This window comes from Roseobacter sp. EG26, assembly GCF_049830555.1.
Taxonomy (GTDB): domain Bacteria; phylum Pseudomonadota; class Alphaproteobacteria; order Rhodobacterales; family Rhodobacteraceae; genus Roseobacter.
This window is the reverse complement of record NZ_JBNBLH010000004.1, coordinates 164,790-178,128: the sequence shown is the minus strand read 5'-3', so window position 1 is coordinate 178,128 and position 13,339 is coordinate 164,790. Positions and strand designations below refer to the sequence as shown.

Sequence of the window (13,339 nt, the reverse complement as noted above, 5' to 3'; positions counted from 1 at the left end):
CAAATCTGCACCGATCAACATCGCGCCATGAAAATCTGCTCTGTTCAGAGGCCCGCCTGCCAAGAACTGCCAGCCGGGGCAGCAAGCCCTCTTTTCGAGGAGAAAGCTTTGCCCTATTGACAGGTTCATGCCCCATGATCTTATCGATATACATCCACTTTTTAACAACGCGCCGCGGACAACCGAGTTTCGGAAACTGCGCAAGCGGATTGTGCGTAATGTCCGCGAAGCGGTCGAGCAGTACGGTATGGTACAAAAGAGTGGCGCGCGCTGGCTTGTCTGTCTTTCTGGTGGCAAGGACAGCTATACCCTGCTCGCGGCGCTATACGAGCTGAAGTGGCGTGGCCTGTTGCCGGTGGATATTCTGGCCTGCAATCTCGATCAGGGCCAGCCGGGTTTCCCCGCGACGGTCTTGCCGGAGTTTCTCCAGAACATGGGCGTGCCGCACCGGATCGAGTATCAGGACACATATTCTATCGTCATGGACAAAGTACCTGAAGGACGGACCTTCTGCGCGCTTTGCTCACGTCTGCGGCGCGGTAATCTCTATCGGATCGCGCGCGAGGAAGGGTGCTCTGCGGTGGTGCTGGGCCATCACCGCGACGATATCCTGGAAACCTTTCTGATGAATCTCTTTCACGGCGGTCGGCTCGCAACAATGCCTCCGAAGCTCGTAAATGAAGAAGGCGATTTGTTTGTGTTCCGTCCACTCGCGCATGTTGCCGAAAAGGATTGCGAGCGATTTGCGAAAGCGATGAACTACCCCATCATCCCTTGTGATCTTTGTGGAAGTCAGGATGGGCTTCAGCGCCAGCAGGTCAAACAAATCCTCGACGGATGGGAGAAGAACAGCCCCGGACGTCGGCAGGTAATGTTCCGGGCTTTGATGAACGCGCGGCCTTCGCACTTGCTCGACCCGAAGCTCTGGGACTTCGCGGGGCTTGCATTGAACGACGAGACCCTCATGGCGCGCGGTGCCGTGCCGGATTTCAGCAAAGACAATGCTGTCTCTGAAGCCTGATCCTCGTGCCTTAGGGTGACGTAAGACCATCTGGCGGGCACAAGCGTTTTGAAGATGTCCGCAGGGATGGTGAACCAAAAGCCATCGCCGTGCGTAGCTCTTCCTAAATGAGGAGATGCCCGATGATCCGCACCTTGGTGATGCTGGTGCTTGCCGCCTTTCTGACGGGCTGCGTGGGCAAACCGTCGATCGAGGACGCGAAGCTCTCACAAGGCAAACTGGACCTTGAGGCGTTCTTTGACGGCCGCGTTGTGGCTTTCGGCCAGTTTCAGGACCGCTTTGGAACCGTCCGGCGGCGGTTTGAGGTCGAAATCAACGGCACCTGGGACGGCAAAACCCTGACATTGGTCGAAGACTTCCTTTACGAAGACCAAAGCACGGAACAGCGTGTCTGGACGCTTGAAAAGACCGGCCCGGATAGTTGGCGTGGAACCGCGCCAGGTGTGATTGGAGAAGCGTTCGGCGAGGAAAGCGGTGACACCTTCAATTGGCGCTATCTTATTGATCTTCCGGTCCCCGATGGCACTGTGCGCCTGAGATTTGACGACTGGATGTGGAAGCTGAGTGATACGCGTGTCCTCAACCGCGCCTATGTGAAGAAATACGGCGTCGATATTGGGGAAGTCATCATCACCTTTGAAAAGCAGTGAAGGCTTTTAAAGGTCTTTGTCTGGCACAGGGTCGTATCCGTCACGACCCCATGGGTGACAGCGCAATATGCGCCTGAGGGCCATCCAACCGCCCTTTGCCGCCCCGTGTTTATCCAGTGCTTCCAGTGCATAGGCGCTGCACGTCGGTTGATAGCGGCAGTTATGGCCGACCCAGGGGCTGAAGATCAGACGGTATCCGTGTACCGGCCAGGACAATATCCGGGCGAAAGGGCTCATGTTGCCTTGCGGTTCAGCTTGGCCACCGCAGCAGACAGGTCGGTGCAGAGTTGATCAAAGGGCAGCGTGGCGGTGATATCGCGCCGACCGACCAGCACATAATCCACACCGTTCTGACCCTGTTGCGACAGGATGCACTGTGCCGCCGCGCGCAGCCGCCTCTTGGCGCGATTGCGCGCCACGGCATTGCCAACTTTCTTTGAGCAGGTGTAGCCCACACGCAGGCCAAGGGCGTCGTTCGCGCGCCTTTTGCGCATCTGCAAGACAAATCCCGGTGTTACAGCCCTCAGACTGCGCGAGGCACGTTGGAAATCCGCCCGTTTTTTGAGAGTGTTCAGACGCAAAGAAACCGCCGAAAGCATATCCCCTTCGGCATCTGTGCCTGACGGGGGAGCTTGCGGCGGTGTCATGTCGTGTGGACCTGTCAAGGGCGCTTAGGCGCTCAGCGACTTCCGGCCTTGGGCGCGGCGCGCGTTGATGATCTTGCGACCGGCTTTTGTGGCCATGCGCGCGCGGAAACCGTGGCGCCGTTTGCGCACGAGATTCGAGGGTTGATAGGTGCGTTTCATCGCTCCGTCTCCAATATCACTGTCCGGAGGCGCGGAATCGCAGCTCGTCCGGTATCATTCAAAGCCCGTGCTCTAATGCCCTCTGCGCGGCAAGTCAAACCCCACGGGCGCATATTTTGGCAGTTTGCAACATTTTCCGGACCGGTCGCGGGTATTTCGTCAACATGTTTCATTTAAACGCAGAATGCTGCCTTGCAGATGCCGTATCCGTCACGTCTGATCAAGCGCCCGTGATAACTCTATCACAACGTGCGTTAAAGCGTCATCTAGCAAGGGAATTGAAACGCACCGCCTGAAAGGCAACAGTAATGTCAGATATGACTGAAAACCCAAAACCCGGCCTGATGCGCAACCTGCCTTTGCTGATCATTCTGGCTGCGGCCGCTGTCGGGGCGTTTACCCTGAGGGAATATCTCAGCTTTGACGCGCTGCGCGATAACCGCGAAGCTCTGATTGCCTTTCGCGACGCCAACTTTGTGCTGACCGTACTGGGGTTTGTGCTGGCCTATGTCGTCATTGTCGGGTTTTCATTGCCTGGGGCGCTGATCGCGACGCTGACGGGCGGGTTTCTGTTTGGCACCTTTGCCGGGTCGCTCTTTAGCGTGACCGGCGCCACGCTGGGGGCTGCGATCATCTTTCTGGCCGCGCGCCACGGTCTGGGAGATCGCTTGAAAGCCCGCATGGATGCGTCACAGGGGGCCATCAACAAGATCAAGCGCGGGTTGGACGAGAACCAGTGGTCCATGTTGTTTTTCATTCGGCTGGTGCCCGCGGTGCCCTTTTTTGTCGCCAACCTGATCCCGGCCTTTCTGGCCGTGCCTTTGCATCGTTTCGTGATTTCCACCTTTCTCGGGATCATTCCTGGATCGTTGGTCTATTCCTCGGTGGGCGCGGGATTGGGGGAGGTTTTCGCGCGCGGAGAGACACCAGATCTTGGCATTATCTTTGAACCCCATATCCTCGTGCCAATTCTTGGCCTGAGCGCCTTGTCATTGCTTCCCGTGCTCGTCAAAGCTGTGTCCGGCAAGAAAGATCTGACCAAGTGAACGAAATCAAAACCGATATTCTGATCATCGGTGCCGGGTCCGGTGGGTTGTCTGTTGCTGCGGGTGCCGCGCAGATGGGCGCCGATGTGGTGCTGCTCGAGGGGCACAAGATGGGCGGCGATTGCCTTAACTATGGCTGTGTTCCGTCCAAGGCTTTGATTGCCAGCGGAAAGGCTGCCTATAATCAGCGCCAGACAGAGCCATTTGGGGTCGCAAGCGCGGCTGGCAAGGTTGACTACGCCGCGGCCAAGGATTACGTGGCCGGTGTCATTGCGCAGATTGAACCGGTTGATAGTCAGGAACGGTTTGAAGGGCTTGGTGTCAGGGTGATGCGGGCCTTCGGGCATTTCATCTCACCCACGCAAGTGCAGGCAGGGGATACGGTTATCACCGCGCGCCGTATTGTTATCGCGACCGGGTCCTCACCCCTCGTTCCACAAATCCCGGGTCTGGAGACAGTTCCCTATCAAACGAATGAGACTTTGTTCGATCTCCGGGAAAAACCAGAGCATCTGCTGATCGTGGGCGGCGGACCGATCGGTTTGGAAATGGCGCAGGCTCACATTCGTCTTGGCAGCAAGGTTACCGTCATCGAAGGTGCGAAAGCTTTGGGCAAAGATGACCCGGAACTGGCGCAGGTCGTTCTCGACAGTTTGCGCCAGGAAGGCGTGGTCATCGAAGAAGACACCGTTGCCTCTGAGGTGAAGGGCAAAGCGGGCGCTATCGAAGTGATCACTGAAGATGGGCGCGCGATCAAAGGCACAGACCTGCTGATGGCAGTGGGGCGCAAAACGAATACGAGCAAGCTCAACCTCGGCGCCGCAGGGGTAGAGACGACAAAGTCCGGTATCAAGGTAGATGCAGGTCTGCGCACGACGAATCGGCGTGTCTATGCCATCGGTGATGTCGCGGGTGGGCTGCAATTTACTCATGTGGCGGGCTACCATGCCGGGGTCATCATAAGGTCGATGCTTTTCGGTCTGCCGTCCAAGGCGAAAACCACGCATATTCCCTGGGTCACTTTTACCGATCCCGAACTGGCGCAGGTGGGATTGACCGAAGCGCAGGCCAAAAGGGACCATGGGATTGCCCTGGAAGTGGTGCGCTTTCCTTATGAACACAACGACCGCGCCATCGCAGAACGCAAAACCAAGGGGTTTATCAAGGTCATGGTGGTCAAAGGCCGCCCAGTGGGTGCGTCAATTGTCGGGTATCAGGCAGGTGAACTGATCAATCTATGGGCGCTGGCTTTGGCGAACAGGATGAAGATGAGCCAGGTTGCGGCCATGGTTGCCCCTTACCCCACGATTGGCGAGGTCAACAAACGTGCCGCCGGGGCCTATTTCAGCCCGCGACTTTTTGACAGCCCCATGGTCAAAAAGATCGTAGGGCTTGTTCAACGCTTCGTGCCGTGAAAACTTGGCGTGATATGATAAACTCGCTTTCAGGACGGCTGCTTGTTTTGACCACCATCTTCGTGATGCTGGCTGAAGTTCTGATTTTTGTGCCGTCCATTGCACGTTTCCGCGAAGACTATCTGATGAACCGTCTTGAGAGGGCGCAGATTGCCTCGCTGGCGCTGCTGGCGGATGACATGATCGACCGCGAGCTTGAAGCCGAACTTCTCGAAAATGCAGGTGTGTTCAACGTGGTGCTGCGGCGGGATCAGGTGCGGCAGTTGATGCTGGCATCGGAATTGCCGCAGCCGATATCGCAAACCTTTGACATGCGCGACAATAGCGCTGTGGTGTTGATCCGGGATGCATTGGTTCGGCTTGTCGCGCCTGAAAACGAAGTGATCCGCGTGATCGGAGCCCCTGTGAGAGACGCAGGCTTGTTGATCGAAGTGACGATGGAAACCATGCCACTGCGGGAAGCGATGATCGACTACGGTATTCGCATTCTGATCCTCTCGGCGGTTATTTCCGTCGTTACCGCACTGCTGCTCTTTTTTGCCATGCGCGCGCTTTTGCTCAAACCGATCAAAGGTGTCGTGGGGCACATGCAGAACTACGCCGCTGCTCCGGAGGATGCCCGTCGCATCATCACGCCGTCGGCCGGGGTCACTGAATTGCGCGAGGCTGAGGAAGCGCTGCAAAAGCTTGAAACCGACCTGACGCAGGCTTTGCGTCAAAAGGACCGGCTTGCGCAACTGGGCAGTGCCGTCAGCAAGATTAGTCACGATCTGAGAAACATTCTGACCTCGGCGCAGCTCTTTACCGACCGCATCGAGATGAGCGAAGACCCGACGGTCAAGCGCATGGCGCCCAAGCTTGTCGGATCGATCACGCGGGCGGTTCACCTGTGTGAAAGCACCCTGGCCTTTGGCAAAGCGGAGGAGCCAAGCCCAACGCTGACAATGCTCCCCTTGGCAGAACTTGTGGATGAGGTCATCGACAGTGAGCGGCTCGCCGTAGGGTCGTCTGATGTCAGCTTTTCGTGCAACGTCGCGGCAAATATGACTGTGCGCGCTGATCCCGAACAATTGTACCGGGTTCTGGCCAATCTGATCCGAAACGCCCGGCAAGCGCTGGTGACGGGAGGACAATCCGGTGAAATCTGTGTTGAGGCATATGAGGACGCCGAGGCCTGGTGGATTGATGTCACGGATACGGGGCCGGGTTTGCCGCCAAAGGCGCAGGAGCATCTGTTCACGCCCTTCCAGGGTGGTGCCCGCAAAGGTGGTTCAGGGCTGGGTCTCGCCATTTCCGAAGAATTGGTGCGCGGCCATGGCGGCACGCTTGAGCTGTCACAAACCGGTCCCGAAGGTACGCGGTTCAGCATATGCCTGCCGAAGGGAGACGGGACCTTGTCAACCCGACAGGCGATCCCGACGCAATTCCAGGCGGCGGATTGAAACGCGGTTCGGTTGTTGATGCAACGGGCGGACGAAAATAAGTGGATTTGGCTGTCTGCGCCAAGTTTGAAAAAAATCCACCGATTGTGCTTGCATAAAAAAGCACACACAACTAAACCCCGGCGTTAGTGGACCGATAGCTCAGCTGGATAGAGTACTTGACTACGAATCAAGGGGTCGGGGGTTCGAATCCTCCTCGGTCCGCCACTTAAAAATTTTATTCAATAAAAACAAAGTATTATCTTCCAATTTTGTTCAGGATTCTACGACCTGAACAATTTGCGTACCTTTTTCGTTCCCAGAGAGCAGGGCGCGCTTAGCTGCACTCTTCGTATAAGCCTCAATCTCGCTTAGTGATTCATGACCTGCCCATGCACCAAGTTGGTGCGTTGACGCTCCGCGCTCTGACATCCGCACTAAACATGTGCTGCGTAGCCCATGCGCTGTGCGTCTAGTTTCACTTTCTAGTCCTGCCTTTCGACAGGCCTCAGAAAACCAGTTGCTTGCTGCTTTCTCGGATCTAGAAGAACCGTAAGCCGTAACCAGCCACGTCATATGTAGTTCGGTTCGGCTATCCAGCGCTGCGATCAGGTGATCATATGCCTCATGGTCGGCAAAATCTGGCAATGCGCGATCAAATGGAACTTCAACTTCGCCGCCGGTCTTCTTTTGTGTGTATCGCAGCCACCCATCAGCCTCAACCATACCCGGCCCAAGGCGCACCGCATCACAAATTCTTGCGCCGAAAAATAGCATTATCTCCAACGCTAGGCGTTGTTGTGTGTCAATCGGCCAACGGTTTCGGAAGGCTTTGACGTGTGCAATCGTCCAAGGTTTGTGCTTGTTCGGCTTTCCGGCTTTCGGCATTTCAACCAGCATCGCAGGGTCTTTGTCGATTTTCTTTTTCTCTTGAGAAACTTCATTGGAGCGCGCCAAGCCTTAAGGCGCATACGTGCCGCGTTGCGTTGCAAATCCTCTATGTCAGCCTGAATATGAACGTCGCGTATCTGAGCAACGGGGACGCTACCTGCTCGTTTGGTGATTGCATCAAAGTGCCGGTGCAGATTATCTTTGTAACCTTCACTCAAATTCAGAAAGTCATCGTCCCTGCAAAATTTCCAGAGGCCGTATGCAAGCGTGTGTTTTGCTGGTGCAGTGTGACGCTTTCGTTTGGGCAGGCCATCTTCAAGCGAGTTTTCCGCTTCAAGGTATGCGGCCAAAAATCGCTTATCTGTTTCTGGGATGTCGTCGGGCAGGCGAATGCCCGTGGCTCGGTGATAGCGATAGACTTTGCCGTCCTGTCGTACCCGTCGAATGCCTTTCAACGGACCACTCCGAATGCTTGGTCTGCTTTGTCGCAACTGTCTTCACCCTCAGATGACTGCTTTTGAACAGCCTCATAAGGCAGTTCGTCGGCGAATGCGTCAAGGTCGCTGCGGTCATAAACACGTTTACCACCTAGTTCCCTGCGGGGAATTGAAAGGGTCAGCAGCTTGGAATGCGACACGCCCAGATAGTGTGCGGCCTGTGGTGCTGGCAGCAAGCGGGGTGCAAAGTCTTTAGTCAGAGGCATTGTGCGGCCCCCGCTTAATAAAGTCCTGCACCATCTGGTAAGGCGCGAGAATTCCAAACTTCTGGTGATCTCTTCCGCAATTTTAATGCGCAAGTCCCGCTCCAAGTCGGATGCTTTGGCTCCATCATTCGCCACCTCCAAATCTGTCCGAGCGGACCCAACTATCAATCATTGAACTGATGCGCCCAATCATCCCCGCCCCGCGCGTTGCCTTGCGGCCCCGGTTCAATCGCCAGATCATCAGCAGTTGATAAAGCTGCGCACCGCGATTGCGTGCGACCGTCCACCATGCTTTGCGGCAATCGGCGGAACAGAACCGGGCGTGCCGCGCTTTGGCGACGTCTCCGAGCGGTTGAGCGCAGTAATCACAGCGACGGGGACGCAGGGCCGGGACACGATCCACCTCGCCTTGGTGCCTGACACGCCCCCTTGCGCGCGATGGGGCAAGTTCTGGGCTTGCATGAGTCATGCAAGCCCCTCCGGTGCCAGTTCTTCCCAATGGTGCTGTTTGGCGTCTCTCGCAGCGTTAGCGGTGATCACAACGACGCTCACGGCAATGCGCCCGGTTCCTTCACACTGACCGCAGTGTGGGCGGATCGTTAAATTTGAGCCTCGCTTACCTAACCGCCGCCGCAGATGGCAACACGGGCAATCAATACCATTTCCATGCAAGAACTTGTCGGGCATCTGGATTATGCCTCGGTGACTGCTTTACCGGTGCGACCACATTTCTTGCAGTACACAACCGGGCCTCTGACACCCTGATATTCGCCACGATTTAATTGATTTCTACAGCAGGTCATAATGACTCCTTCATTGCGGAACCGCAAAGCCAATCATTGGCCTGATCTGCATTTGTCTCACAGATAGGTATTGTAGGTTTATTGATGGGTTCGCGGTTCGCGTTAACGTTTGAATTGTCTTGTTTCTGTAGCGTCCGAATTTGAGGCTTCAATTCGAGGTCTTGATAGTAGAAACGTCTCGCGAGTGTGATGAAGGCACGCATCGCGTCGCATGTCTTTAGCGCGCGCCTTGGAAAAGGAGAAAGGTCGCCGGGAAGGGAGGCGACCAAGACTTCTAGTTCAGCCTTGCGCATCCGATCAACGCTAGCGATCAACCAAGACTTAGAGTCAACTTTACTCAAAATTTCCTCCTTCATTTTTGAACCACGCCTAAGCGCAAACCGCACACATGCGCCAACTCTCGCCATTTTCGCTCCGCATGAAATGCACCATGGCGATAGAATGCTGCATGATCGAACTCGATCTTACCGCGCCACCCAAAGTAGCGTTCAGGTTCAGAATTCACGCTGGTAAATTGGATCACACCAGGCCTATAGTTTAGCCTCGCGGGTCCCACTTCGTCGGCCCGCAAAGTATGGCTACAAAGCTCAAACACATACCGGATTTGACGTGCGCTACCGACGACAAAAAGAATTGAAACTCCAGAACGCGCCGACTTTATGCATTCGGCTAGATGACGCTGGGTGGTTCCAATTCCTCTTTCACCCATCGGTTCGATCCTTCTATCCGCCAGTAGTTCGGCCGAGCATGGTTGTGCCGTATCCGATCTTCTCAGAAGTGCGACGAAACTTGGAGACCACTGCGTCTTGAAGGTCGATGCCTTCGGACTGCGCGAGCAGGTCCAGATAGATGAACGTGTCCGCAATCTCATCTGCCAGCATGGCTCGTAGTTCGTCCGGTGTCTCGGTGTTTCCGGGAATACGGTCGCGGACGCGATTGAGCTTTTTCGCGATGTTTGCGGCTTCGCCTAGCTCACCAGTTACGGCGGTAATCCAGTCAGAAAGGGACCAGCCGGAAACTAGGTGATTAAACCCTTTTACAGCTTCGCAGCGACGACGATTCAGTATGCTAAAGTCTTTAAAGTTCATAGTCTGATCCTTCGGTTTCAATCTTCGATTACGCTGATTTCTGGACTGGTTGAGCGCCGTTCAATTGGCGTTCCTGCCGTCTTGCCAGCGTCATCATCCTGCCTTTGACTGAGTTTGATTTGCGCCCAAGTGCCGCCGCGATTTCACTCACGCGATGGCCGCTAAGTTCCATTTCAATGATTTTTCTATCTTCTTTAGGTGTGAAGCGCCGGACCGTATGTTTTCCGCGCTTCATGACCATCGCGCCATTGTAGACTGGCAACTTACCGGCAGTTTGAGGGCTATCAACTGCTTTCAGAAGGCAGGTGTAGGCGACGCTTGAAAGGGTCATACCTGTTCGTGCCGATATCGCAGAAAGCGCAAGACCCTGTTCGCGCAATTCCGCGACTGTATTTCGTTCAGCTTCGGTGTATTTGCGTGCGGGCATTGACGTTCCTTTCGTTTGGGCGCGCATGGCACTTCGGTCTAGGAAGCGTGGTAACCATGCGCGCCCCGGCTTGGGCTGGCCTGTCAGCCCGTAGGGGAAGAAAAGGCCGGGGATACGGGAGGAAGTGCATCCCCGGCAGTTGAGCCACCCACCCCAGAACACGGGGGTATTTGATGTTGGTGTGGGCGACCGGGAGAAATCAGGCGGCGTCTGCCATGCCTTGGAGCATGTTGCGCGCCGCGCGGCACCAGTTGGCCGGGAGTTGATCCGGGTTGTCAGCAATAGCCGGAACGCCAAAGAGTTGAATTTCGTACAGGACGGGGCTGTAATCGGTTGGGTTTTCCGGCACAGCCCAGATGCCATCGTTGTTGATGCAGAGCATTTTCAACTGCCGCATTCGGGTTGTGATCAGGCGACGGTCCTGCACAAGCCACGCCTGCTCAGCGACAACGGGTCGAGGTACATCTCGGGCGAGTTGGCTGATTGGCTGGAACATCAGCAGATGGACCATGTCCGAGGCGCACCGTATCACCCGCAGACTCAGGGCAAGATTGAGCGCTGGCATCAGACCCTGAAGAACCGCATCCTGCTGGAAAATTACTATCTGCCGGGCGATCTCAGGCAGCAGATCGACGCCTTCGTCGAGCACTACAACCATCGACGCTATCATGAGAGCCTACAAAACCTCACGCCCGCTGACATCTACTTCGGACGCGGCGAAACCATTCTGAGACAACGAGAAAGGATCAAACAGAAGACCATCGAAACGCGACGCTTGCTTCACCGCAAATCCGCCGCATAATCAAACCAACCAGATGAGCTAGTCCCTCTCTTAGTTCAGGCAGCCATCTGTCCCAAAATCCCTGACGACGGACACGTAATCTGGACTACTTCTGAGCACATCTGCTCCGCGCCGCCGTTCTGGAGGATATGGATCGAACGCACGAAGCGAAGCTGGCTTTGAAGAGCGCATTGCAGGTCAACCCTGAATTCTCTCTTCAGTTCCTGAGTAACGCAGCGCCTTTCAGGCGGGATCAGGATCGTCAACGTGTGATTGAAGGACTGCGCACTGCCGGTTTAGACCGCTGATAAAATCCCAAATGTTGTATAGTTGTGCTCCACATCAGAAGCAACCGCAGCGAAAGTCCGGTCTGGGAACGCTGCATCGCGGCGCTTGACGACATCGGCAGCGACCGCTTTGGGCCGAGAAAAGAGGATACCCTACGCGCCGGCCCCTTGAGGCAAAAAGAACCAGCCCGTGTTTTGCGGGACGGTACGCGTTTGTACGGGGCATCCGTAGGCATAAGACAGGGTGTCATTGGTCAATGCCTGATCCGCCGCTCCGCTGGAAATGATGCGACCGGCTTTCATCAATATAATCTCATCGGCAAACATCGCCGACAGGTTCAGATCATGCATCACTGCGATGACGCCTCCGCCAGCGTCGGCATAGTTTCGCGCGATGGTCATCACCTGCAACTGATGTCCAATATCCAGGCTTGAGACGGGTTCGTCCAGAAACAGCCACCGTGGCGCACCGTCTAACACCGGCTCCCACACCTGACAAAGCACGCGGGCCAGTTGCGCGCGTTGCTGCTCGCCCCCCGATAACTCCTGGTAAAAGCGCGACCCATAGCCATCAAGACCCACCTTTGACAACGCTCGCTGTGGCAAGGTTTCATCGTGAGAAACCGAACGTTGCAGCCCCAATCGCACCACTTCAATCGCCTGAAATGGAAATGACATCGACGTCGATTGCGGCAACACTGCGCGCGTCATCGCCAATTTCCATGCAGGAGTTGTCGCTATGTTCAACCCTTCGACAACAACGTCCCCGTCAAAGGGCACTTCGCCCGTCAGGGCCTTGAGCAGGGTTGTTTTGCCGGACCCATTTGGACCGACGATTGCGGTCAACGCGCCGGGTTTGGCGGAAAAGTCTAATTCCTCCAACACGGTCCGGTTGCCATATCGCAGTGTGATATTACGCGCAGAAATCATCTCACAGGTCCACCACGCTACGGCGGCGCAACAATATCCACAAGAAAAATGGAGCACCCAGAACCGCCGTCACGATCCCAATCGGAAGTTCGGCCGGAGCGACCACAAGCCGTGCTATTACATCAGCAAAGAGGAGCAGGCTGGCCCCCAGAAGAGCTGCATTGATCAGCAACCCGTGGTGATCGGGCCCTGTGGCCAGCCGTAGAAGATGTGGCACCACGATGCCAATAAACCCGATGCCGCCGGATACCGCGACCGCCGCTCCGGTCGCGGCACTGACCGCAAGGATCGCGATATTTTTAGTTCGCTGAACCGCGACGCCCATGTGGTGTGCCGAGGCTTCTCCAAGCGCCAGACCATTCAACCCACGCGCTAGCGTCGTTGTCATCAACGTCGCAAACATAATCACTGGTCCGGCGATCATTACTTTGGTCCATGAACTGCCGGACAAGGAGCCCAGGGACCAGAAGGTCAGCTCGCGCAATTGCAGATCATCAGCGTGAAACACAAGCAGGCCGGACACCGCTCCGGTCAACGCGCCCAACGCGATCCCGGCCAACAGCATTGTTGCGACCGATGTTCGCCCCGACCGGGTTGCAACGGCATAAAGTAGCAGCATCGAAACCCAGGCTCCGACAAAGGCCATCACCGGAAGCATCGCATTGCTCAGAACTGTTGTAAGCCCCAAAGGGAGCGCTCCGCCGATAACAATCGCGGTCAATGCGCCCAGACCGGCCCCGGCACTGACACCCAGCAATCCGGGATCGGCGAGCGGATTGCGAAAGAGGCCTTGCATGACGGCTCCCGAAACTGCCAGGGCCGCACCAACGCAGATACCCAATATCGTTCGGGGTGCGCGGATTTCCCAAAGTATAACCGCCTCGGTCATTGAGATATTCTGCCCCTGTGCCAACCGCCATAATGCTGACCATAAAGAGGTTCCCGATGCGCCGGTTGCGAGACTCGTAACAGAAACGACTGCGAGCACGACCAGCAGGATACCGTGCAATTGACGTGCTTTCGCGCGGCGATCTACCTGGTCGCCAATGTCGTGAACCGCCATCGTCATA

16 protein-coding genes, 1 tRNA gene and 1 pseudogene are annotated in these 13,339 nt (G+C 56.0%); 8 read left to right on the top strand and 10 right to left on the bottom strand.

Going from position 1 to position 13,339, the window contains the following annotated elements; all coding sequences use genetic code 11:
• Window positions 1-127: 127 nt before the first annotated feature.
• Window positions 128-1,021: a tRNA 2-thiocytidine(32) synthetase TtcA gene (ttcA, locus tag ACOTTU_RS10980; RefSeq protein ID WP_425657998.1), complete on the top strand. Its 894-nt coding sequence runs from the start codon at window positions 128-130 to the stop codon at window positions 1,019-1,021.
• Window positions 1,022-1,143: 122 nt separating this feature from the next.
• Window positions 1,144-1,671, top strand: coding sequence for a DUF3833 domain-containing protein (locus ACOTTU_RS10975; RefSeq protein WP_425657996.1), 528 nt, complete (start codon window positions 1,144-1,146; stop codon window positions 1,669-1,671).
• 6 nt (window positions 1,672-1,677) lie between these two features.
• Here the strand turns inward: ACOTTU_RS10975 and yidD are convergent, their stop codons facing one another.
• From yidD to rpmH, 3 genes are read right to left on the bottom strand one after another with little or no spacing between them, the layout of a single operon-like run.
• The gene (yidD, locus tag ACOTTU_RS10970; protein ID WP_298919190.1) at window positions 1,678-1,908 is read right to left on the bottom strand and encodes a membrane protein insertion efficiency factor YidD; all 231 of its coding nucleotides are present in this window, start codon (window positions 1,906-1,908) and stop codon (window positions 1,678-1,680) included.
• Window positions 1,905-2,318, bottom strand: a complete 414-nt coding sequence (gene rnpA, locus ACOTTU_RS10965) for a ribonuclease P protein component (protein ID WP_425657994.1) — start codon at window positions 2,316-2,318, stop codon at window positions 1,905-1,907. The genes yidD and rnpA overlap by 4 nt, the downstream gene beginning before the upstream one ends.
• A gap of 24 nt (window positions 2,319-2,342) precedes the next feature.
• A complete protein-coding gene (gene rpmH, locus ACOTTU_RS10960) occupies window positions 2,343-2,477 on the bottom strand; it encodes a 50S ribosomal protein L34 (protein ID WP_037911188.1) in 135 nt (44 codons plus the stop codon).
• Between the two features lie 317 nt (window positions 2,478-2,794).
• Here rpmH and ACOTTU_RS10955 point away from each other — a divergent pair, with 317 nt between their 5' ends.
• The 4 genes from ACOTTU_RS10955 (at window position 2,795) to ACOTTU_RS10940 (ending at window position 6,587) form a co-directional block, all read left to right on the top strand.
• Complete coding sequence (locus tag ACOTTU_RS10955; protein WP_425658355.1) at window positions 2,795-3,523, top strand: TVP38/TMEM64 family protein; 729 nt, start codon at window positions 2,795-2,797, stop codon at window positions 3,521-3,523.
• On the top strand, window positions 3,520-4,938 hold the full coding sequence (locus ACOTTU_RS10950) for a dihydrolipoyl dehydrogenase family protein (RefSeq protein WP_425657991.1): 1,419 nt from the start codon (window positions 3,520-3,522) through the stop codon (window positions 4,936-4,938). The genes ACOTTU_RS10955 and ACOTTU_RS10950 overlap by 4 nt, the downstream gene beginning before the upstream one ends.
• A gap of 14 nt (window positions 4,939-4,952) precedes the next feature.
• Complete coding sequence (locus ACOTTU_RS10945) at window positions 4,953-6,380, top strand: sensor histidine kinase (protein WP_425657989.1); 1,428 nt, start codon at window positions 4,953-4,955, stop codon at window positions 6,378-6,380.
• 130 nt (window positions 6,381-6,510) lie between these two features.
• Window positions 6,511-6,587, top strand: a tRNA-Arg gene (locus ACOTTU_RS10940).
• A gap of 48 nt (window positions 6,588-6,635) precedes the next feature.
• Here ACOTTU_RS10940 and ACOTTU_RS10935 read toward each other — a convergent pair.
• Window positions 6,636-7,316, bottom strand: a complete 681-nt coding sequence (locus ACOTTU_RS10935; RefSeq protein WP_425657987.1) for a tyrosine-type recombinase/integrase — start codon at window positions 7,314-7,316, stop codon at window positions 6,636-6,638.
• 56 nt (window positions 7,317-7,372) lie between these two features.
• Between ACOTTU_RS10935 and ACOTTU_RS10930 the strand changes: the two genes are divergently transcribed.
• The gene (locus ACOTTU_RS10930; protein WP_425657985.1) at window positions 7,373-7,771 is read left to right on the top strand and encodes a hypothetical protein; all 399 of its coding nucleotides are present in this window, start codon (window positions 7,373-7,375) and stop codon (window positions 7,769-7,771) included.
• 306 nt (window positions 7,772-8,077) lie between these two features.
• On the opposite strand, the gene ACOTTU_RS10925 is transcribed toward ACOTTU_RS10930, so the two are convergent.
• The 4 genes from ACOTTU_RS10925 to ACOTTU_RS10910 all read right to left on the bottom strand — a co-directional run bounded on the left by ACOTTU_RS10925 (window position 8,078) and on the right by ACOTTU_RS10910 (window position 10,271).
• On the bottom strand, window positions 8,078-8,422 hold the full coding sequence (locus ACOTTU_RS10925) for a hypothetical protein (protein ID WP_425657983.1): 345 nt from the start codon (window positions 8,420-8,422) through the stop codon (window positions 8,078-8,080).
• A gap of 330 nt (window positions 8,423-8,752) precedes the next feature.
• Complete coding sequence (locus ACOTTU_RS10920) at window positions 8,753-9,097, bottom strand: hypothetical protein (protein WP_425657981.1); 345 nt, start codon at window positions 9,095-9,097, stop codon at window positions 8,753-8,755.
• 381 nt (window positions 9,098-9,478) lie between these two features.
• Window positions 9,479-9,844, bottom strand: coding sequence for a hypothetical protein (locus ACOTTU_RS10915; protein WP_425657979.1), 366 nt, complete (start codon window positions 9,842-9,844; stop codon window positions 9,479-9,481).
• 28 nt (window positions 9,845-9,872) lie between these two features.
• A complete protein-coding gene (locus tag ACOTTU_RS10910) occupies window positions 9,873-10,271 on the bottom strand; it encodes a hypothetical protein (RefSeq protein WP_425657977.1) in 399 nt (132 codons plus the stop codon).
• Window positions 10,272-10,659: 388 nt separating this feature from the next.
• On the opposite strand from ACOTTU_RS10910, the pseudogene ACOTTU_RS10905 reads away from it, so the two are divergent.
• Window positions 10,660-11,073, top strand: a pseudogene (locus tag ACOTTU_RS10905) (integrase core domain-containing protein); the annotation flags it as partial.
• Between the two features lie 419 nt (window positions 11,074-11,492).
• On the opposite strand, the gene ACOTTU_RS10900 reads toward ACOTTU_RS10905, so the two are convergent.
• Both ACOTTU_RS10900 and ACOTTU_RS10895 read right to left on the bottom strand, forming a co-directional pair.
• The gene (locus ACOTTU_RS10900; RefSeq protein ID WP_425657975.1) at window positions 11,493-12,269 is read right to left on the bottom strand and encodes a heme ABC transporter ATP-binding protein; all 777 of its coding nucleotides are present in this window, start codon (window positions 12,267-12,269) and stop codon (window positions 11,493-11,495) included.
• 1 nt (window position 12,270) lies between these two features.
• Complete coding sequence (locus tag ACOTTU_RS10895) at window positions 12,271-13,338, bottom strand: FecCD family ABC transporter permease (protein ID WP_425657973.1); 1,068 nt, start codon at window positions 13,336-13,338, stop codon at window positions 12,271-12,273.
• Window position 13,339: the final 1 nt, after the last annotated feature.